Source organism: Saccharibacillus sacchari (genome assembly GCF_037722395.1).
GTDB classification, from domain to species: Bacteria; Bacillota; Bacilli; order Paenibacillales; family Paenibacillaceae; genus Saccharibacillus; species Saccharibacillus sacchari_A.
This window is the reverse complement of the sequence record NZ_JBBKAR010000045.1, coordinates 188409-209410: the sequence shown is the minus strand read 5'-3', so window position 1 is coordinate 209410 and position 21002 is coordinate 188409. Positions and strand designations below refer to the sequence as shown.

The window sequence follows — 21002 nt, the reverse complement described above, 5'->3', positions numbered from 1 at the left end:
CGGAATGTTGCGGGTGTCCATCATTTTGGCGCCGAACGGCGCTTTTGCGGCCGAATGGCGCGGAAATGATGGAAGCCTACAACATTCGCTTTTTTCCAACCCGTATTCACCCAACGCCGCAAGTCTGTCCGAAACCGTCTTTCTGCCTCGTTCGTTACTCTCTACCCAAGTTGATTTGCAGGCTTCTTCGCGCTTTTTACAAACCCGGCCCCACTTGCTTCCTCAACTGAACTATAATAAACGCTATACGCCGCTGCGCCCGTTTATTTCCGAAAGCGTTTGCGTAAACCGCCGCGTCGCAGCGAATCTTTTGAAAAGAGGTTTTTTCCATGATGATCAGACCTACCGAAGACCAGCAGTATTACGAGTTGACCAGTCCGACTGCGCTGCCGAAAGCGTCCGGATTTCTGTGGAACAATCAGATGATGATCCATATGAACTGCCGCGGTTACGCCGTTGCCCAGTTTATGCAGCCAGAGCCCGCCAAATATTCGTACGCGCCCAACCTGGAAGCGAAAACGTTCATGCAGCCCGAGCAGCCGTATTACGCGCATCACCCGGGACGTTTTCTTTTCATTAAGGATGAGGAGAGCGGTCACATCTTCTCGGCTCCGTACGAACCGACTCGCCAAGTACCGGATAAATTCGTGTTCGCCGCCGGCAAGCACGATATCGTCTGGACATTAGAACATTGGGATCTGCGCATCGAAATGACGCTGACGCTCCCGAGGGATCACGCCGCCGAGCTGTGGAGCATCAAGGTGACGAATACGGGAAGCCGCAAACGCAAAATCAGTCTGTACCCGTACTTTAGCGTCGGCTATATGTCGTGGATGAACCAGTCCGGCGAGTATGTCGAGGAACTGGGCGCCATCGTCTGCTCCGCAGTCACGCCGTATCAGAAAGTGCAGGATTACCCGAAGATCAAAACGCTCAAAGACAAGACCTACCTGCTCGCGGAAAAGAAACCGGAAGCGTGGGAAGTCAGCCAGGAGGCGTTCGAAGGGGAAGGCGGCATCATGCGTCCGTCGGCGCTGGAATCGGGAACGCTGGCCTGCGGCGACGCGCGCTACGAGATGCCTGCGGCCGTCATGCAGTATCGGATTCAACCGGAAGCGGGCGAGGAGCAGGAGTATCGGTTCGTGTTCGGTCCGGCGAAAGATGAAGCGGAGATCGCGGATATTCGGGAACTTTATTTCGGCCTGGATGGGGAAAAAGGGACTTGGGAGGATACAGAGAGCGGATCGGAGGCACGTCAGGCGTATACCGAATACGGTTTCGACGCGGCCGCCCGCGATTACGCGGCTTACGTGGCGGAAGGACGCGGCAGTCTGATCATCGACACGCCGGACCAAGACCTCGACAACTTCGTCAACCATTGGCTGCCGCGCCAAATGTATTACCACGGCGTGACCAACCGCTTGTCCACCGACCCGCAGACGCGCAATTATTTGCAGGACCATATGGGCATGAGCTATATCGATCCGCGCAGCACGCGTCATGCGTTTCTGACCGCGTTGTCGCAGCAGCGCCCCGACGGTTCCATGCCGGACGGCATCGTGCTGTACGAAGGGGCCGAGCTGAAATATATCAATCAGGTGCCGCATACCGACCACTGCGTCTGGCTGCCGGTCTGCCTGATCACGTATCTGGACGAAACGAACGATTACGCGTTGCTGAACGAAGAAGTGACGTACGCGGGCGGCGAAAAGTCCGGCACGGTGTTCGAGCATATCGACCTGGCCGTGCAGTGGCTGATCGGGGACCGCGACGATCGCGGCCTGAACTATATCAATCAAGGCGATTGGTGCGATCCGATGAATATGGTCGGCTACAAAGGACGCGGCGTGTCCGGCTGGCTGACAATCGCGACGGCGTATTCGTGTCTCGTGTGGGCGGATATTTGCGAGCGCAGCGGGCGTTCGTCGGAGGCGGAAGATTACCGCCAGCAAGCCGAAGAGATCAACGGCGCGGTCAACCGCCATCTGTGGGACGGCGATTGGTACGCGCGCGGCATCACGGACGACGGCGTGCCGTTCGGCATCAGCGCGGACGAAGAAGGGCGCATCTTTATCAATCCGCAAGGCTGGTCGCTGCTGAGCGGCGCGGCGGACGACGATAAAAAAGAGCGGCTGATCCGCGCGGTCGCCGAGCAGCTCGAAAGTCCTTACGGCGTGGAAAAGCTGGCCCCGTCGTATACGGCGATGCGCGAAGACGTCGGCCGGGTGACGCAAAAGCATCCGGGCTCTGCGGAAAACGGCGCGGTGTACAACCACGCGGCGGCGTTTTACATCTATGCGCTGTACGCGGTTGGCGAAAAGGAAAATGCCTACCGCCTGCTGCGCAAAATGCTGCCGGGCACGGACGAAGCGGATATCCGTCAACGCGGCCAGCTTCCGGTATTCATCCCGAACTATTACCGGGGCGCGTACCGCCAGTTCCCGCGCACGGCGGGACGGTCCAGCCAGTTGTTCAACACCGGTACGGTGCCGTGGGTGTACCGCTGCCTGGTGGACGGTTTGTTCGGCGTGCAAGGAACGCCGGACGGTCTGCGCGTGGCGCCGCAGCTTCCGGCGGAATGGAACGAAGTCTCCGTGACGCGGACGTTCCGCGGCGCGGAATTCCGGATCGCGATCAAGCGCGAAGGCGGCGTGAGCGGCACGCAAGTGTACGTCGGCGGGGAGCGGATCGAAGGCGGCGTAATCCGCGACTTTGCCGAGGGCGAGACGTATGCGGTCGAGGTGCGGCTGCCGCTGTAGCGCTCGCCTTAGCCGTAATCGTAATCATAATCGCAGCCGTAAAGATGCCGTTGCGTTCTGTGCAACGCAACGGGGAAGCTTGGATTCGAGTCTGTTTATCGGCAAGTCCGAATTCCGTCGCATGATCTCGCTAAGCAATCGCTCCTGCATATCGGCAAGCATCTGCATATCAGCGAGCATCAGCGCATCTGCAAGCATATCCGCATCTGCAAACATACAGCCCCTATAGGCCGAATCGACGCCGACAACGTCGATTCGGCCTTTGATTTCTGCTGATCTGTAGGATGATGGAACAGCTCTGATCGACCGATACGCCGATTCATTTTCATCGGGCGCTCACGAAATAGATGCGTATATGCAATTATTTCTCGCAAATAGGATGGAATTTCGAAAATAAGTGCGCAGATGCAACTAAGTTCTAAGTTTTTGCGCAGATTTGTGTTTTTTGCTTGAAATAATTGCATATGCGCACTTATTTTCGGATACGTGCAGCAACGGGCCGAAATAGTTGCATATTTGCACATATTTATTGTGCGGCGACTACCCGCCCAACCCCAATCTCGCCGCCATGCTGTACCCGTTCGGCCCCGCATTATACCGCTTACGCAGCTCGATCAGGTTCGGGCCGAACGTCGCTTCCAGCGTCTCGCGGTGCGCCTGCATCAACTCGTAAATGTACAAGTCGTGCACGATCACTTCCGTGATCGGCATAACCAAGCCCGGATGCAGCGTCCATGCCGCGCGGCTGTCCGCGCCGAGCGACACGATCCCTGCCACGACCTCGCGGTCGTCCGCGCTGACCACGATCCAGCGCCCGCCGTATTCCCGCGTAATCTCGTCGCTCGAATCATGCGGATAGACCTGCGCGAATTCAAAGTCCGGCAGCTCGCCGTACACGACCAGCAACACGTCCAGTCCCCGCTTCGCGGCAGCGTGCAAATCTTTTTCCAGCAGCTTCGCTTCTTCCGGCCAGATCTCCAGCAGCACCCGCTGCTGCGCGCGTTCGATCGCATCCGCGGCCCGTTCGAGAATCGCGTCCGCGCCGGTGATATTCCAGATGTTTTCCCGGTTAGAGGAGACGAACGAATAATGCTCCAATGCTGCTTCTGCTGCTTCAAATGAGGACTCGGCGCGGCGTTTTTTCAAACGGATCAATTCTTGCGGCGGTAGCGGAGTGTAGAGCGAAGGCTCTTCATGGCTGATAAGCACCTCTCCGCGATCAACCAGTCCGCCGAGCACCTCGTAAATTTTGGAACGCGGTACGCCGGAACCCAAAGACACGGCATAGCCGGACAGCGGAGATTTATCCAGAAGCGCAAGGTAAGCCTTCGCTTCGTATTCGGTGAAATTCAGATCTTGCAGCAATTTAACGATTTCGGGTTTCATAGGTGAACCTCCCAAGTGATCTTGTTGCACAGATGAAACTACGCAGCACGGCGGAGTTTTTCGTTCCATTATCCCATACCTGCCTTGACGCCGCATAGTAGGTTGTCAAAGCCAAAGGTAAAGTTACGCTCACCTTGGACAAACATGAATCGCTAATTATGATTTGACAACATAACAGCGCCGATGTTATATCTGTATACTAGTAGCTACAAAAGTAGCGACTACATAAAAACGACGATACATCGCGCAAATGGAGGTACAAAAGTGGGAACTATCACGCAAAAGCAAGCCAAAGTCAACAACTCCAAACGTATTTTAGACACGCAGACCGGAATTCGTCATGCCCGGACGCTTTATCTGATTGCCGCGTTAATTGCGATTCTGTTATGGAGTACGTCGTTCGTCGGGACCAAGATCGCCTATGCTTCGTTCCCACCTTTGACATTGGGCGCCGCAAGATTTGCGATCGCGTCGGTGATTTTAGGCGGAATCATGCTGCTGCAACGTGAGTTTACGCTACCGGCTCCCAAAGACCTCGGTATGATGGCTTTGAGCGGCTTACTGGGGACGACGATGTATTTTGCATTGGAAAATATAGGGGTAGAAATGACGACGGCGTCAAGCGCCGCGCTGATCGTGGCTTCGTACCCGGCTATTACCGCACTGCTGGAGTTTCTGTTTTACCGGACCAAGATTTCATGGATGCGCGGGATCGGCATCGCGATGGCGATGTTCGGGGTATACCGGATTTCCGGCGGCAGTGGAGGGGAAGGCGGAGAGCACGAGTTTATCGGCAATCTGCTGTTGATCGCGGCGGGCGGCGTGTTCGCGGTGTATAACTTCGCGACGCGCAAGGTGGTCGGCCGCTACTCGATGGTGACGGTGTCCTTTTACCAGACGATTGCGGGTACGATTGCTTTTATCCCGCTCGCGTTGATCGAAAAAGACAAATGGCAGATGCCGACGACGGAATCGGTGTGGATGTTGATGTATCTGGGGCTGTTCTGCTCGGTGGCGGCGTTTATGCTCTACAATTACGGACTGCGAGGATTGACGGCGGGCACGGCGATGGCGCTGATGAATCTCGTGCCGATCTTCGGCGTGGCGTTGTCGATTACGGTGCTTGGGGAAACGCTGCGGCCGGGGGATTGGATTGGGGGGAGTATCGTGATTCTTGGCGTGATCCTAAGTGTGAGGGAGAAGAAAAAGCCTGCTCATTGAGGCGCTGCGGGAGAAATTGCCAGCGTATGCTTCCGAAGTGCATTTCTTCGAAATGCTTCACAAGACGCTGTTTCACGCATAAAGCCTCCGGCTTTACGCGTTCAAAGGCGTCAACATAATGCTCAATGTTACCGCAGGTTTTCTTCGAAGTGGGTATATGAAAGGCGAAGATAAAGGTGAAAAAAGATAGAGACAGAACGAAGAATGCCGTTCTGTCTTTTTTGCGTTTGACGATTCTTCGTCTTTGCTTATTTTTGACTTGCTTCACCTTAATCCCGGTAACGGATCGTCATGCTCAGCCGTACCGGATCGGGTCCGGGGTTGAGGTAGCGGTGGGGGCGGTCGGCGCGGAAGCGGATGGCGTCGCCTGCGTGGAGGGTGTAGAGTTCACCGGCGATTTCGAGTTCTAGGATGCCGGAGAATAAGGTGATTAATTCTTCGGTTCCTTCGCGGTGGGGTTCTGCTCCCAGGGTGCCGCCGGGGTCGATTTCGACGGTGTAGACTTCGAAGGATCGTTCGGCGTCGTAAGGGAATACGGGATAGAGCCGGTATTTCCGTTCCGAGTCTTCCAGAACCTGGATCGCTTCGCGTCGGACGACGACGGCGTCTGCGGGCGCTTCGACGATCAGGGAGGTGAAGGATACTTTCAGTCCGTTCGCGATTTTCCATACGGTGGTGAGGGACGGGCTGGATTCGCCGCGTTCGATCTGGCCGAGCATCGTTTTGCTGATTCCTGTAAGATCGGCGAGTTTGTCCAGACTGAGTTTGCGTTCGGCGCGCAGGTTTTTGAGGTTTTGGCTCAAGATCAGATTGATCGATTCCACTACGGATTCACTCCTTTTGATATGTACGCTAAAAAGTATATATTGATCTTTTTAACGTACAAGTTTATAATGCGGAACAAAGGTGCGTTAAAACGTTCATTTTGTTCAAGTATAACATACAAAGGAGTGGAAAGGATGTCGTTGTTTGCATTGGTTTCGTATGCGGTAGCCGCCAGTTTTACACCGGGACCCAATAATTTAATGGCTTTGGACGGGGCGCGGAGATGGGGATTCCGTCGAATGAAGGCGTTTGTGGCGGGGGTATCGGCGGGATGCTTCGGCGTGACGTTATTGGCTTGCTTGCTGAATTTGGCGCTGTATCAATGGATACCTGGTGTCCGGATCGTCATGGGCGTGCTGGGTACGGCGTATATGTTGTGGTTGGCGTGGAAAATTTATAAAAGTACGGGCAACGTTGCGGAAAAAGAGATGACGTTGGCGTACTCGCTTCGCGCGGGATTTTGGCTTCAGTTCGTGAATCCCAAGTTGCTGTTATACGCGATCACGGCTGTGTCGACGTTTGTGATGCCGTACCATCCGTCGCTGCCGCAACTGCTCGGCGTATCGGCGCTGCTTGGCGTGATTGCTTTGTTTTCTTCCGGTTCATGGGCGGCTTTTGGCGCGTTGTTTCAGCCTTTTTTGAAGCGGCATGAGCGGGCTTTTAATGGGATTATGGCGCTGTTGTTGGTGTATAGCGCGGCAGCGGTGTGGATCTGATCCTATAGAAGCTGCATTGCGACAAGATCGTTTCCTCCTGTATAATGAACATAAAACGAAACTAAGTTTCACTAAATGAAACGTAATTAAAGGAGGAAACAAATCATGGACAGCAAACAGCGTTTTTCCGAACGGGTAGAAGCCTACGTCAAATACCGCCCGGACTACCCGAAGGCGGCAATGGATTATCTGTATGCGGAAGCGGGGTTGAATGCCGTGAGCGAGATCGCGGATATCGGAGCGGGGACCGGCATCTTTTCCCGTCTATTGCTGGAGCGAGGCAGCCAGGTTATCGCGATCGAGCCGAACGACGATATGCGAGGCGCGGCGGACAAGCAATTGGGCAGCAATCCGTCATTCCGTTCGATAGCCGCTCCGGCCGAGCATACCGGACTGCCGGACGCAAGCGTCGGAGCCGTCGTGTGCGCGCAGGCTTTTCATTGGTTCGACCGCGAAGCGGCGCATACCGAGTTCAAACGAATCTTGAAACCCGGCGCTCCCGTTATTCTTATCTGGAACAACCGCCTGACGTCAGGTACGCCTTTTCTCGAAGCTTATGAACAGATGCTGCTGACGTACGGCACGGACTACAGCCAAGTGAACCATCGGAATACGACCAACGTCGAGACGGAAGAATTGCAGGACTTTTTCGGAAAAGGAAATATGGCGTTCGCCAAGTTCCCGAATCACCAATTGTTCGATTTCGAAGGAGTAAGCGGACGCTTAAATTCTTCTTCCTACGTCCCGTCGCCGGATCAAGAGAATTACGCGCCGATGATGGACGAACTGCGCCGCATCTTCGACCGCACCGCGAAGGACGGCCGGATTTCTTTTGACTACGAAACTGAAATCTATTGGGGCAAGCTTTAAGCCCTTCCCCGCAGACTCATCAGCAGCACGACCGCGATAATGCACACCGTGCCGCCCCACTGCCAAAGGCCGAACGGTTCATGCAGCCAGACCACCGTCGTCAGCACGGCCGCGAGCGGTTCCAGGCTGCCGAGTACGATCGTTTCCTGCGGCGGCAGATTGCGCAAGCTTTCGATGTAGAACCAGAAAGCCAGCGTCGTTCCGAAGACCAGCACAAAGGCCAGATACCCGTAGCCCGTCGCATCCAGCGTCGGCCAGGGGGAATTCCACGGCGGGCGAATCGCGGCAAGAGCCAGACCGCCTACGGTCATCGCCCAGCCGACAATGACGAGCGAATCGTATTTTCGCAGCAGCGGGACGGCGGCCAACGTATAAAAAGCAGCGGCTACCGCCGACAGCAATCCCCAGATCACCGCGGGCGCAGGCACGGATAACGAAGACAGCGAGCCGTTGGTGAGCAGCATGAAGCAGCCGATCAGGGCGAGCGCCGCAGTCGTCAGTTCAAGTCGGGTAGGCGCTTTGCGTTGTTTCATTAAAAAGTACAGCAGCGTCACGACCGGAGCGAGATACTGGAGCAGTGTCGCGACCGCCGCGTTGCCGTAGCTGATCGACGCGATAAACGTATACTGCACGGCGAGCATCCCGGCCAAGCCGTAAATCAGCAGCAGCGGCGCGATCCGGCGGTCTTTCCACACTCCGAAAATTTGGCGGCGATCCTTCAGCGCAAATTGCAGCAACAACAGAAGCGGGCCTGCGACCAACAGTCGGATCGTGACCAACCAGGCCGGATCGGCGCCGTAATGGTGCATAAGCTTCTGGGAGACCGTCCCGCCGACGCCCCACAGCACCGCGCCTACGATGACGAACAGCAATCCGATTTTTCGGTTTTGGGGTGGGTAAGCCGTAGTGTCCGGTGACATTGCGGCTTTTCGATGTGTTTCCGGTTCTATTCCATGTTCCATATTTCCTTCTTCCTCTCCGTCTTGCTTGGCTTTCTATGGGAAACTATTCTATCGTGATAGGATGATTGTAAAAGGAAAATGATACGAAAAATACGCGAATATGAGCTAAAAATATCGGGATATTGAGGTGAGATCATGCAAATCCGGGATTTCCCTATCGAAAGCGAAAGTCTACGCGAGCTGACGGCTCACCGTACGGCTATGCTTCCGGTTGCCTGCTATCGTTCGCAAATCGATCGCCATGTGCACGGACGTATTCCGCTGCATTGGCATGACGAGGTCCAATGGACGCAGGTGGAACAGGGAGAAGGCGTATTTCGCGTAAACGACGAAGAGCTGACGCTGCGTGCGGGGGACGGTTTGTTTATTAACAGCGGTTGCCTGCATGGAGCCGAGGATCGCGAACGTTCGGGCTGTGTGTTTCTCTCGCTGAATGCGGCGCCGGATTTTCTGCTGCCGCGCGAGCTGCACGAAGCTTATCTGTCGCCTTATCTGGGTGCAGCCGGAATGCCTTATCTGCGCTTTGACGGGAGTACGCACAGAGGGCAAAGTTTGCAGCAAGGCATTCGCGAGGTGCAGCGGTTATTGGCGGAGCAGCCTCCTTTTTACGAACCGGAGATTGCGATCGGATTGACCCGTTTATGGCATAGCGTGATCGCCGGAGGACCTGAACCTAAGCCGGACGAGGAACGCGGACAGCGCAGTCGAAGAGTCAAAGACATGCTGAATTGGATTCATGCGCATTATGCGGAGCCGGTTCGGTTGGAGGATATTGCGCGGGCGGGCGGTTTGAGCCGTTCGGAATGCTGTCGGTACTTCAATAAATTTCTCGGCGGTACGCCGCTCGGGTATGTGACGGAGTATCGGATTCGTCAGGCGATGGATTTGCTGAGGGAAGACCTGAACGTGACGGAAACGGGCTTTCGGGTGGGGTTTGTCAGCACGAGCCATTTTATCGAAAAGTTCCGGTTAAAGACGGGAATGACGCCATTGGCCTATAAAAAGAAGGAGGCGAACAGGACGTGACATCGATTATTAAAGTGAACGGAGCGGCGAGAGAAGACTTTCTTGGCTTGCTGCCCGCAGACGTATGGGTTGGATGTCGTTATGGTACGGAGGGGCTTGCGGGAACCGTAAATGCGGAAGAACTTTTTGCGCTAAAAAGGTTCAAGCCTGCGGCTAAATTCGTTTTGTCGATCAACGAATCGGATACGACGCATAAGGAGCGGCTGCGGCTGCTGGATGAGTTAACGCCGGATTATTACGAATACACGCCGCCCGATCCGTTGAAAAAAGCCGAATTCGCTGCCTATATGGAGCAACTCGCGGAGATCAAAGTCCCAAAGATCGCGGGGCCTTTTCCGCTGCTAAAGGACGATATGTCGATGATCCGCGAGCGTGAACCGTTTGCTGAGATGATGCGGCGGGGGACTGTGTATTTTGTATTCGACGTGGAGTCGGCGGTGAACGCGAATTTCCGCTTATCTGCCGCACAGCGGCGTAAGCTGGACGAATTTTGGGCGGAGTTCCCGGCGTTGGCAAACGATTCGTTTGATCGGTTGGACACGTATCCGCTGCAACATCAGCACGGATATTCGTTGGATGCGATTGTGCCCGGGACGGATAAGTCGGCACGCAGCGGGAATGCGATGACGTCAGGGAAGATCGTTCGGCTAGTGAAGACGCTGGGTTAGTAGCTTGACTAAGTTAAATGTAGGGTCAGTCAAGCTACTAGTACTCTGTACCCGGTTAAATAGTGGGTTTATGTTTGGCCGAGATTTACGAAGTCTCCGACGAAAACGCGCACGGGGTTAGTGCGTTGCGGACGAGCGTAACCTTACCTTTACACTCGGTACAGAGTACTAGACGATCTGAAGAAACATTGAGCGTTGATCATGTCGGAAATTAGTTTTGTACTCGAAAGGATGACAGATTGTAAAATGAAGTGCAACGCCTCGAACTGAATATAAAATGGCTCATAGCTGGATTTGTATAGAATGAAGTCACCCCAACATGCTCTATAAGAAGAATCCAACCATAGGCTACAATCTTTTTGACATAATTGAATTAAGCAGACTAGAAATTCTAAGTAGCCAAGGATGTGGGGTTCAGGCTATGACTACAGCGTTTGGAAGGCCAATTGGAGCGTCTGCATAGCACAATCTTGTACTTCGCCACTTAGCGACGGGATTCCAAAAAAACGCGAATGGACTACTTCGAGAATTTTCCCCAAAGGTTAAAGTTTTGCGCAAGTGATAAATGCCAAACTTGAACAGATTCTTAATCTCATCAAAAATCGGCCTCTAAATGCTTAGAGTGGCAATCCATACATGAATCGTTTCAGAACGAATGGGTGTACTTGGATTAACAATCTATCTCATCTATAAAGATTGGTTCTTGGATGTTCAGTTTTTAAGACGATATTTGAAAAACGAGGGGCAGTTGACTAACAGAGCTATTGTTTCCGGCGTTGTGAGCCTATTCATGGTAATGTGACGATTTTGCGCAGATGAACTTATATACATTTTTGCAATAGAATTAGAATATTAAAAAAGCGCATATACTTTTAAAGCATATGCGCTCAGAGTATTGAAAAGCCCTTCCCCACAAGATTAACTTGACAATTATTCCAAAATTTCAATAGAAGATTTTGAGACTTAGAATCCACAAATTGAGTCAAGGACATCTTATGTTGAAGAGCCAATTAAAAAGAAACATACAGCTTTTGTATGATTACTGATTAAGATTATATTTTTCCAGTACAGATTTACGAAATGCGTCGTATTCTGATAATTCGGCTTTAGTTAAAGATTGCATAGGTGCTTCTGGATCTTCATCGGTTAATATGATTTTCCCTAAGTTATCATTAACTAAAGAGTAGTCCCCAAAGCTGTTTTTCATCAGGAAGATTACACTCGGTTCATCTTTTTTTAGCTCGATGTAATTCTCAGCTGTAATCTTTTCTTCATCCTGAAGGCTAACCGGTTCGATTATCGTCAACTCTTTTTGATCTTCTGGAAAATCTGCTGGTTTCTTTAATATTTTATCGATTTTTATATTCGTCCTTGTAGAAAAATCTTGAAGATATCCATCTCCATATGCTTTTATTTTATGTTCTCTATCTGAAAAATCTTCAGTAGCATATCCTACAACTACAAGTTCAACATAATCGTCCAATTGATCGATATCTTGCAACTTAAGTGAATTTGCCGATAAGTTTGTGACCTTTGTATATGGAGTTGTTGAAGCGCTATCATGGTTATGATAAACAATAGCTGTCGTTGCAAGAATTGTTACTGTTAACAAGGAAGCTACAATATACTTTGATTTTTTTTTCAAAATAAATCCTTCCTTTCGAAATAATTTTAGTTTCCTCTTTTGAGTCTAATCTCAGAAATATCGTAGCTAGTGGGACCAATGGATTGAACACCTTGCTTCATGAGCGAGCTAGGGCCACTAGGAGGAGTTTCTCCTAATCCTATGGAATGACCGAATTCATGGCCGGCATTAGATATGACTTCTTCTGGTGAAAAATTATCTAAGAACATGTTGTTGTAATAAATACTCATTGTACTGAAAGCCCAAGTTTCATTGTTGCTTGCCGTTATGTAACTACCAGAAGATAATTTATAAGGAGTTTGTAATCCCCAACGAGTACGAATTTCTGAAACACCTACATAGTATTTGTCTGGCGTTCCAGCAGAGGATATAACTCGCGTTATCTTTACTTTTGAAGAAGTGTCGTTCCATCTAAATCGAGCTTCGTCTAATGCAGCAACATAACCATAGCTGGATACAGAATCTGAATACCATACATCTTGTATTGCAGTAGGTCTCCCGCCTAAAAGCCTAACGGCATTGGCATCAGAAGGAGCACATTGTAATGCAATTGGTGTAAGAACAAGGCTTAAGATTAGAGCTTTTTTGATCGACTTAGCAATTCTCATATTATCTTAGCACCATCCAATACAAATAGAATTTATCCTTAAATAATAAATATAAAAAGGATATAAAATACATTATACCTTTAAAAATCAATTAATGAAAATAAAAAATCATATGTGTGTAAAGTTTAGGGGGTTAGAGTCATAGATATTTAAATTTGCATAGGTATTTTGCAACAGAATTAAACGTCGCAAAAAGCGCATCTGCCCTTTGAAAGACGGATGCGCTTGTTTTTTTACATAAACTCGAAAAAATACCGTACCGCATGAAAAAACACCGGAGCGGTGTAGGTAAGACTGTCGATCTGGCTGAGATAACTTTTCTTGAGCGTCGCCGCCTTGTCTTCGTCGCCGACGAGCAGGTCGCGTTTCAACACGGAAACCGTCAGGCTGCCGAACAGACCCGCCAAAGCGAGCAGCGCGCCGAACCACGCAGCGGCGGTAGGGCTAAACGGCGTTAGGTACGGGGCCAGCGCCAGCGAAGCTCCCATCGTCACGATGAACGCGCACACGAAGCCTTCCCAGGTCAGCTGCGGATTGGCGGTCGGCACGATTTTTCTTTTTCCGAAATAAAGCGACACCAGTGTATGTACGACGTCGTTGATCTGCGTCAGCACGACGAGAAACAGCACCAGCCCGCCGCCGTATTCCGGGGTCGCAAACTGGAAGTACGCCAAGTGGCTGAGACCGAACACCATGAGCATCAGGCCCCATTGGGTGGAGCTGACACTGCGAAGGAAGCCGAACGTGCCTTTGCCGAGCAGACGCGGAATCGGCAGCACGAGGAACACGTAGAGTGGAATAAACACGATAAACATGCCGTACCAGCCCGTGTAGATCCAATAGAATTGCACCGGAATGGCGAGATATGCCCACAGGAACAGCCGCCGATCCGCTTTGCGCGTGCCGCGGATCATCGAGAAATATTCCTGAAGCGCGAAGAAGCAGAGCACCATGAGAGAAATAAGCGACACGGTAGGCGTGAACAAGGTAGCGAGGCAGAAAATGAAGAACATGCCCCACCAGGTTTTCATGCGAGTGCCTATAGAGGAATAATCTTTGTCCGGTTGACGTCGGCTGAAGAACCAGTAGACCGCATTCGCGGCAATCAGCACGGCAAGCACAATCAACAACACGATATAGGAGCTGAACAAATCATCACCAACTTAAGGGTAAAATAGCAGTCGTAACCGCTTGACTATGCTATCATAAGGGAATCATTCAAAAAGGCGCAACATGAAAGTTGGCCCGGCGCCCAGGCGGAAGGGGAAGTCTACGATGACGGATCAACGGTCCGTGTACATTTTACTGACCAATACCGGCACGCTGTTCACTCGGATGATCCGGGTCTACACGCGCGCGCCGTACAATCATGCCTCGATCTCGTTCAACCGCGAGCTGACGGAGCTGTACAGCTTCGGCCGAAAAAATCCGTACAACCCGATCGACGGCGGCTTCGTGCGCGAAGATATTCGCACAGGCACGTTCAGCCGCTACCCCAACACGACCTGCATGATCTACGAACTGAACGTGTCGGAGCGCGAAGTGGAGAAAATGAAGCGGGTACTGAACGTGTTTATCCGCAGTCGGGAAAAGTATCTGTACAATCTGCTCGGGATCGTCGGCGTAGCCTTCAAGGAGCCTGTGGAGTTCAGCAACTCGTATTTTTGTTCGCAATTCGTGGCGGAGATTCTGCATCGGTCCGGCATCAAAATCTGGAACAAGCTGCCCGCACTCGTTACCCCGGACGATTTCCGTCAGAGCGAGCGCATGCTATTGGTGTACGAAGGGCGGCTGAGCGAGTACGAACATGCGGCTTCCCCGGACGAAGAGATCGCGCAGCCTGCCTCCGCGCAGCTCGCGGAACGCGAAGAGACGGTATAAAATCGGGATAGAAAAGTATAAAACGATAGGGAACGGCATAAATCGAAACGACCGCCGCGAACGTCTGAACGGAAAGTCCAAAAGCCAAAGGAGCGAGCAGATTGAAAATCGGAAGGAACGACCCGTGCTTTTGCGGTTCGGGCAAAAAGTATAAAAAGTGCTGCATCGACAAAGAAATCGCGTTCGTCGACTCCTCGAAATTCGCGGATTTGAAAAAAGCCGATCCGGCATTCGCGCCGCGAAGCTTCTATATAACGAGGATCGACGCGCTTAACGAACGCCTGCAACACGAAGCGCGCTCCGAAGCACTGGATACCGAGCTGATGGAACTCGCGGGCGATCTGCTGGACGATCTGGACGGCGCCCGCTTGCATGCGTTCACCCGCTACGGCGAAGGCTTCCTGCCGACGGAACGCCGTCTGCTGCAAGCTTTGGCTAACCGGGTATGGAGCGGATTGGTGTTCGGCGAGTTTCAGGATCAGGAAATCCTGCGACCGCTGCTGGCGTTCGCCGCATCGGCATTGGCCGAAGGAATCAGCGAAGAGTCCCGCGTCTTTGGCGCCGTATTGACGACGGACGAAAACGGCAATTTGCTGCGCTCGGAGTTGACGCGCGGCGAGCGCGTAGACCAGTCGGAAGGATTCGAACTGGATTTTCAGGTCGAGGCATAAAATCGGTAATCGACAGACCGTTTGCCGCCGGCGATTCGGCGAGAGCGTTGAAAAGCCGCCTTTCGGCTCTTGTTGCTGCAAATAAGTGCCAGAATGCAACTATTCCGCGCGCAAATCGACTTTTTGACGAAATAAGTGCTAGAGTGCAACTAATTGATCGCTAAAAGAGAGATTCCGCTTCAAACGGCAAGATTAATTGCATATCCGCACTTATTTTTCGAAAACGGTCTTGCGGGAGGGAAATAGTTGCTTTTTCGCACTTATTTTCGCCGAGCAGCATGCAGGACGCAAAAAGAGAGGACATCGCGCTACAACGTCGTTCCTTTCCGGTCTTTCCGGGCCGTTCAAGTCGCCTTCCGGGCGGCTTTTTTGCTGTGCGTATCTTTTCTGGACGTCCGTTTTCCGAAAAAGAAAAAAGATAGGCAATTTCGGAATCTTCGAAGTAACCGATCTTCGCAATTTCCGTCTGTAGAAGTGAAGGGAACGCGAACCCGGAAAGGAGCTTGACCTTGAACGAATCATCCAAAAATGGACCATCCGATAAAGAAGCGCTTACCGAGCTTGCCAACGAATCACCAATCGACGCAGCACTAACCGACTCCGCCCACGAACTCTCCGACTCAACTCACGACTCCAAAGACGAGCACATCATCGACCTGTTCTGGAACCGCAGCGAATCGGCGATCGGGGAAGCTTCGCGAGAGTACGGCCGATACTGTTATTCCATTTCGTATAACATCCTGCGCAGCATGGAAGACGCGGAAGAGTGCGTCAACGATACGTGGCTGCGCACCTGGAACGCGATACCGCCGCAGCGGCCCGGCAAACTGGCGTTTTTCGTCGGCCGGATCGTGCGCAATCTGTCGCTGGACAAGTTCCGCAGCAAAAAAGCGAAGCGGCGCGGCGGGGAAATGGCTCCGATGCTGGAAGAACTAAGCGAAGCGATCCCCGGCGGTCCCGATACGGAAAGTATCGTGCTGGGCAAAGAGCTGGGACGCGTCATCAACGACTTTTTGCGCACGCTGCCCGAGACGGCCTGCAATTTGTTTTTGGCGCGGTACTGGCACAGCATGCCAATCGCCGAGATGGCGGACACGTTCGGCGTTAACCCCAACAATATCAAAGCCAGTTTGTTCCGAACGAGAGGCAAATTAAAAGAGTTTTTGGAGAAAGAAGGGATGCAGCCATGAGCAAAGCGGAACATCTATATGAAGCGATCGGCGAAGCGGACGACGAACTGTTGGAACGTTTGGAGAAAGTGATGGCGCTGAGGCAGTCGACAGGCGCGATCCCGGCGAACGAGGAAGAAGCTCGGTCGGCGACGGATCGCAAAAAGCGGCGCACGTTATGGAGCGCGGCGGCGGCTTCGCTGCTCGTCGCGGCGGCCGCGATCCTGCTGGTCGTGAACGGCGGACTATTCGATCTCGGCAAAAGCGCGGTCTACACCGCTTCCGGACCGGTCATCGACCGTCCGGCGGACAATCTTCCGGGCGGCGGCACGGCTCCGGGCATGACGGCCGCTCCGCAAAACGGCGAAACGGTATACGACGAAGCCGTGCGCGCCGCGGTGGAAAACAACGCCGATCCGCAAACGGAATACTTCGTCGCGATCGACTTGTTTGCAAGCGGCATTCCGCTGGAAGCCGACAGCGCCGAAGTCAAAAGCGAGCTGAAGCGTTTGCTCGATCTAGGGCTGAATGTCGGTTACGCCGAAGCGTGGGCCTACGAAGGAGCGGGTGAGCAAAAGCCTTACCGGTACGCGGCGGGCTTCCTGACGGCGCAGCAGCTTGAGCAGTTGCAGCCTTCGGATTCTTATGGTTACGCGCTGCGTTTTGCGACCAACGGGGACGGTACGCCGGTGTCTGCGGACAACGGGATTCGGACCGACCTGAATTAATCCGCCAAATCTTTTTTAAAAAAGTGGATCGAAAAAATAACCGAAATGCAAAACGTCCGTCTTGTAGGGTAGAACGCCAAAAACAAATTCGAACCTTCCAAGGAGGAACTACACATGAATAAAAAAATCGCAACCGCAGTCCTGTCCGCTTCCCTGATCGCCGCTTCGCTCGGAGGTTACGCCAACGCCGCTTCCGCCGGATTCAAAGACCTGAACAACGTGCCGGGCCAGGCCAAGATCCTCGCGCTGCATGACAAAAAGATCGTAAACGGCGTAAGCGCCACTTCGTTCGCGCCGCAATCGCAGCTTACCCAAGCCGAAGCGCTGCAACTGATCGTCAAAGGCTTCAAGCTGGACGAGAAAACGCAAACCGACGCGCTGATCGCGCTGAACACGTTGTTCCCTTCGGTCAAAGAAGACGCCTGGTACGCCAACGCTTTCGGTTATGCCTACAACAACGGCGTGGATATTCCGAAAAACGTGAATCCGTCCGCGAAAATCACCCGCGAGCAGTATATCGACTACGTGATGACCGGCTTGCAGGCTGTCGGCAAAATGCCCGCGATCGACGTGGCTACGCCGGACATCGCGGATCTCGACAAGCTGAACCCGGAATACCTGGATTCCGTACAGCTTGCGATCGTGCTGGGCATCGCGAAGCCGGCTGACGGCAAAAACTTCAATCCGACGCAAGAAATCACGCGTGCCGATGCCGCCGTCGTCCTCTACAACGCGGTGGAGTACCTGGACAAAATCGCGGCCGATCTCGACGGAAAAGGCACCTACCAACCGGGAACGGGCGACGAACGCACTATCGACATTCTGCCGGGCGACAAATCTTCGACCGGCGAGCGGACCATCGACGTGCTGCCGCACGAAAAACCGGCCTCGACTCCGGCATCCGGCAGCTATGCGTCCCCGGCAAACGGCAAATTTTTCTCGACAGGCAGCGTGAATCGGGCGATCGAGGAAAAATCCGGCAAAGCAGCGAAGTTCCAGGTGTCCGTCACGCTGTTCGAAAACGGCGCTCCGATCGACCCGCAAAGCGCCAAAGGCAAAGCCGAACTGAAACGCCTTCAATCGCTGGGCTACGAGATCGGCTACGCCAAAGCCTGGACGTATGCAGGCAATCTGCAAAAAGCCGAATACACCTACATCTCCGGCACGTTCACGGCGGAGCAACTGCAAGCCTTCAAAGCTTCGACCGCTTACGGTTACGCGTTCGATTTCGCTTCGAACGGCGACGGTTCTGCGGTAACAAGCCAAAACGGCGCGGTAACCGCTCCGGCGACGCCGAGCCTGATCGCGGACTGACGCGTTTCGCCGACTCCTTCGGCTATATGTGGCACAGATCCATCATTTTCCCGAAAACCGCATCGTAAACCAAAAAATGTTGCAGCTGTCCATCCTTCTCTGCCGCGTTCCGCTTATTCTGCGGATACCGGTTCGAAGTGATGGAAGCTTGCAACATTTTGGCGTTTCCGGGCTTGTTTGATGTGGAAATGATGGACGTACGCCACATTTTCGAATGGTCGTTAAGGAGCCTGTTGCGCGCGGAGCGACCTTCACCAATCTGCACCAGTCCGACTTCAAGCCGGAAACTGCACCGTAAACGTCGTTTTCGCGCCCGGCGTGCTTTTGGCCGAGATGCGTCCTTTGTTTTGCTCCACGATCGAGCGGGCGATCGCCAGGCCCAGGCCGTGGCCGCCTTGTGAGCGGGTACGCGATTTGTCCGTGCGGTAAAAGCGGTCGAACACTCGCGGCAGATGCTCGGCGGGGATGCCTTCGCCGGTGTTGCTGACGTCGAGCACGATCTCGCCGTGTTCATGTCGCAGCGAGACGTCGATCACTCCGCGCGGATTGGCGTATTTGATCGCGTTGTCGAGCAGGATCATCGTCACCTGCACGATCTGTTCGCGGCTGCCCACGATGCCGAGACCCGGCTCGATATCGTAATTCAGCGTCAGGTCTTTTTCGAATACGACCGCTTCCATCGTCAGCATGACGTTCTCCACCGCGTCGCTCAGATCGAAACGCGCCTGGATCATGTTCGAGCGCGAATCGTCCATCTCCGTCAGATACAGCAGATCGCCGGTCAGCTTCGCCATGCGCTCCGTTTCCGATTTGATATAACGCAGCCATTTTTCCTGACTGCGGATCGTCTCGTCGCGGTTCGCCAGCAGCACGTCGGCGTTCGTGTTGATGACCGCCAGCGGCGTTTTCAACTCGTGCGAAGCGTCGCCGATAAACTGCTTTTGTTTCTCGAACGCTTCGCGCACGGGTTCGATCGAACGGTTGGCGAAAAATCGGCTAAAGAAGAACAGCACGATCAACATGCCGAGCCCGACCGCCGCGAACGCGTAAATCAACGTCGTCAAAATTTCTTCGCGCGACGTGGTATCGATAAAAACGTACATCGTGCCGTCGTCCGTCTGAATCCGGTCGAACGTCCAGCGGCTGTCGCTCAGAGTGAAGCCGCCGCTGTCTTTGCCGTTCGCGACCGCTTGCGCCAGCGCCTGCGTGTAGTCCGATTCGCTCATATTGAACCGGGATTCGGTATCGGTGATCGCGCCCGACGCGTCGGTCAGCAGCATGAACGATACCGAGCGTTCCGGCGCGTTATCCCCGCCGAAGCCGTCCATCGGAGGTTCGCCCATGCCGAAGCCGCCGTTTTGCGCGCCCGATACGTTGCTGTTCGTGCCGCTGTTTGCACCGTCGCTGCCGTTTGCCGAATTTTGCGTCCCGGATGCGTTGTTGTTCGTCCCGTTTTGCCCCGACCCGCCGCCCGGCATCGCGCCGTTGAGTCCGCTCCGGTACATATTCGTGGTGCGTTCCAGATCCATGCCGATCTCGTCGTGCACCTGCCGGTACGTGATCGTGTAGATCGTGGCGAACGCCACCAGCATGATGATCACGATCGTGACGAGATTGACGATCAGGAATCGGTTGCGCAGCTTTTTGAACAAGGAATTCATCGGCATGCCTTTGATATTGAAGCCGCCCATTACGCTTTGCCCTCCTCCAGCACGTAGCCGACGCCCCGGATCGTGGTGATGCGCGTTTCCGAGCCGAGGAAGTTCAGTTTTTTACGCAAAAACGAGATATAGACCTCCACGTTGTTATGCTCCGCTTCCGAGTCGAATCCCCACAGCTTTTCGATGATCTGCTCTTTGGACGTCACCGATTGCTTGCGCACGATCAGCAGTTCCAGCAGTTCGCTTTCTTTCGGGTTCAGCTTGATTTCTTTGCCCCGCACCGTCAGCTTCGGATTGGTCGCGTTCAGTTCCAGGTCGCCGAACTTGAGCGCGTCTTCCGGCATGACCTCGCCTTTTCTGCGCATTGCCGCCCGGATTCTCGCCAGCAGTTCGTCCGAGGAAAAAGGCTTCGCCACGTAATCGTCCGCCCCGTGGTCCAGTCCCGCGATCTTGTCGGGAATCTCGCCTTTGGCCGTCAGCAAAATGACCGGAACCGCCATGCCTTTGCTCCGCACCGTTTTCAAAATGCTGATGCCGTCCATGCCCGGAAGCATGATGTCGAGCAACAGCAGGTCGTAAATATCGCTGAGCGCGTAGTCCAGTCCGTCTTCGCCGTCATGCACCACGTCGACCGAATAATTGTTTTTTTTCAAAATCTGCGATAAAGCTTCCGCCAAATGCAGTTCGTCTTCCACGATCAGAATTCGCATAGTGTATTCACCCTCTGTTTAAGTTTGTCGCGATTCGGTGGTTTTGCTTTCTTTATTATAACGGGAAAGGCTTTAATCAACCTTAAGTAACTTTTCGCGATTTCGGATACGCGGTTCAAGCGGCGTGCCGGCGTATTATAGTAATAAAAATACGACAGCGTTCAAAACCGAAGGAGAGATGC

Annotated in this window: 20 protein-coding genes; 11 read left to right on the top strand and 9 right to left on the bottom strand. The window is 53.3% G+C overall.

Features of this window, described 5'->3' with window-relative positions; all coding sequences use genetic code 11:
• Window positions 1-332 precede the first annotated feature (332 nt).
• Window positions 333-2759, top strand: a complete 2427-nt coding sequence (locus tag WKI47_RS17670; RefSeq protein WP_340228560.1) for a GH36-type glycosyl hydrolase domain-containing protein — start codon at window positions 333-335, stop codon at window positions 2757-2759.
• Window positions 2760-3299: 540 nt separating this feature from the next.
• Here WKI47_RS17670 and WKI47_RS17665 read toward each other — a convergent pair.
• Window positions 3300-4145: a TrmB family transcriptional regulator gene (locus WKI47_RS17665; protein WP_340228482.1), complete on the bottom strand. Its 846-nt coding sequence runs from the start codon at window positions 4143-4145 to the stop codon at window positions 3300-3302.
• A 312-nt stretch (window positions 4146-4457) separates the two neighbouring features.
• On the opposite strand from WKI47_RS17665, the gene WKI47_RS17660 reads away from it, so the two are divergent.
• Window positions 4458-5366, top strand: coding sequence for a DMT family transporter (locus tag WKI47_RS17660; RefSeq protein ID WP_340228559.1), 909 nt, complete (start codon window positions 4458-4460; stop codon window positions 5364-5366).
• A 269-nt stretch (window positions 5367-5635) separates the two neighbouring features.
• On the opposite strand, the gene WKI47_RS17655 is transcribed toward WKI47_RS17660, so the two are convergent.
• Window positions 5636-6190, bottom strand: a complete 555-nt coding sequence (locus WKI47_RS17655) for a helix-turn-helix domain-containing protein (RefSeq protein ID WP_340228481.1) — start codon at window positions 6188-6190, stop codon at window positions 5636-5638.
• Between the two features lie 135 nt (window positions 6191-6325).
• On the opposite strand from WKI47_RS17655, the gene WKI47_RS17650 reads away from it, so the two are divergent.
• Both WKI47_RS17650 and WKI47_RS17645 read left to right on the top strand, forming a co-directional pair.
• A complete protein-coding gene (locus WKI47_RS17650) occupies window positions 6326-6907 on the top strand; it encodes a LysE family transporter (protein ID WP_340228480.1) in 582 nt (193 codons plus the stop codon).
• 105 nt (window positions 6908-7012) lie between these two features.
• Window positions 7013-7777, top strand: a complete 765-nt coding sequence (locus WKI47_RS17645; RefSeq protein WP_340228479.1) for a class I SAM-dependent methyltransferase — start codon at window positions 7013-7015, stop codon at window positions 7775-7777.
• Here the strand turns inward: WKI47_RS17645 and WKI47_RS17640 are convergent.
• Window positions 7774-8697: a DMT family transporter gene (locus WKI47_RS17640; protein WP_340228558.1), complete on the bottom strand. Its 924-nt coding sequence runs from the start codon at window positions 8695-8697 to the stop codon at window positions 7774-7776. The genes WKI47_RS17645 and WKI47_RS17640 overlap by 4 nt on opposite strands.
• 177 nt (window positions 8698-8874) lie before the next feature.
• Here WKI47_RS17640 and WKI47_RS17635 point away from each other — a divergent pair, with 177 nt between their 5' ends.
• The gene (locus tag WKI47_RS17635) at window positions 8875-9765 is read left to right on the top strand and encodes an AraC family transcriptional regulator (protein ID WP_340228478.1); all 891 of its coding nucleotides are present in this window, start codon (window positions 8875-8877) and stop codon (window positions 9763-9765) included.
• Complete coding sequence (locus tag WKI47_RS17630; RefSeq protein WP_340228477.1) at window positions 9762-10433, top strand: hypothetical protein; 672 nt, start codon at window positions 9762-9764, stop codon at window positions 10431-10433. The genes WKI47_RS17635 and WKI47_RS17630 overlap by 4 nt, the downstream gene beginning before the upstream one ends.
• A 1039-nt stretch (window positions 10434-11472) precedes the next feature.
• Here the strand turns inward: WKI47_RS17630 and WKI47_RS17625 are convergent.
• The 3 genes from WKI47_RS17625 to WKI47_RS17615 all read right to left on the bottom strand — a co-directional run bounded on the left by WKI47_RS17625 (window position 11473) and on the right by WKI47_RS17615 (window position 13717).
• Window positions 11473-12078, bottom strand: coding sequence for a hypothetical protein (locus WKI47_RS17625; protein WP_340228476.1), 606 nt, complete (start codon window positions 12076-12078; stop codon window positions 11473-11475).
• Between the two features lie 26 nt (window positions 12079-12104).
• Window positions 12105-12686, bottom strand: a complete 582-nt coding sequence (locus WKI47_RS17620) for a hypothetical protein (RefSeq protein WP_340228475.1) — start codon at window positions 12684-12686, stop codon at window positions 12105-12107.
• 233 nt (window positions 12687-12919) lie between these two features.
• Entirely contained in the window at window positions 12920-13717 is a 798-nt protein-coding gene (locus WKI47_RS17615; RefSeq protein ID WP_425355480.1) for a phosphatidate cytidylyltransferase, read from the bottom strand.
• Between the two features lie 244 nt (window positions 13718-13961).
• Between WKI47_RS17615 and WKI47_RS17610 the strand changes: the two genes are divergently transcribed.
• Complete coding sequence (locus WKI47_RS17610; RefSeq protein WP_340228473.1) at window positions 13962-14567, top strand: hypothetical protein; 606 nt, start codon at window positions 13962-13964, stop codon at window positions 14565-14567.
• A 101-nt stretch (window positions 14568-14668) separates the two neighbouring features.
• Window positions 14669-15238 carry an SEC-C metal-binding domain-containing protein gene (locus WKI47_RS17605; protein WP_340228472.1) on the top strand — a complete coding sequence of 190 codons (570 nt, stop codon included), beginning with the start codon at window positions 14669-14671 and terminating at the stop codon, window positions 15236-15238.
• Between the two features lie 160 nt (window positions 15239-15398).
• Here the strand turns inward: WKI47_RS17605 and WKI47_RS17600 are convergent, their stop codons facing one another.
• The gene (locus WKI47_RS17600; protein ID WP_340228471.1) at window positions 15399-15764 is read right to left on the bottom strand and encodes a hypothetical protein; all 366 of its coding nucleotides are present in this window, start codon (window positions 15762-15764) and stop codon (window positions 15399-15401) included.
• Here WKI47_RS17600 and WKI47_RS17595 point away from each other — a divergent pair.
• The 3 genes from WKI47_RS17595 to WKI47_RS17585 all read left to right on the top strand — a co-directional run bounded on the left by WKI47_RS17595 (window position 15748) and on the right by WKI47_RS17585 (window position 18449).
• Window positions 15748-16428, top strand: coding sequence for an RNA polymerase sigma factor (locus WKI47_RS17595; protein WP_340228470.1), 681 nt, complete (start codon window positions 15748-15750; stop codon window positions 16426-16428). The genes WKI47_RS17600 and WKI47_RS17595 overlap by 17 nt on opposite strands.
• Window positions 16425-17135, top strand: coding sequence for a hypothetical protein (locus WKI47_RS17590; protein ID WP_340228469.1), 711 nt, complete (start codon window positions 16425-16427; stop codon window positions 17133-17135). Before WKI47_RS17595 ends, WKI47_RS17590 begins: the two co-directional genes overlap by 4 nt.
• A gap of 114 nt (window positions 17136-17249) precedes the next feature.
• Window positions 17250-18449: an S-layer homology domain-containing protein gene (locus WKI47_RS17585; RefSeq protein ID WP_340228468.1), complete on the top strand. Its 1200-nt coding sequence runs from the start codon at window positions 17250-17252 to the stop codon at window positions 18447-18449.
• A gap of 275 nt (window positions 18450-18724) precedes the next feature.
• Here WKI47_RS17585 and WKI47_RS17580 read toward each other — a convergent pair whose 3' ends face one another.
• Window positions 18725-20140, bottom strand: coding sequence for an ATP-binding protein (locus WKI47_RS17580; RefSeq protein ID WP_425355477.1), 1416 nt, complete (start codon window positions 20138-20140; stop codon window positions 18725-18727).
• Window positions 20140-20820 carry a response regulator transcription factor gene (locus tag WKI47_RS17575; RefSeq protein ID WP_340228467.1) on the bottom strand — a complete coding sequence of 227 codons (681 nt, stop codon included), beginning with the start codon at window positions 20818-20820 and terminating at the stop codon, window positions 20140-20142. Before WKI47_RS17575 ends, WKI47_RS17580 begins: the two co-directional genes overlap by 1 nt.
• Between the last annotated feature and the right edge of the window lie 182 nt (window positions 20821-21002).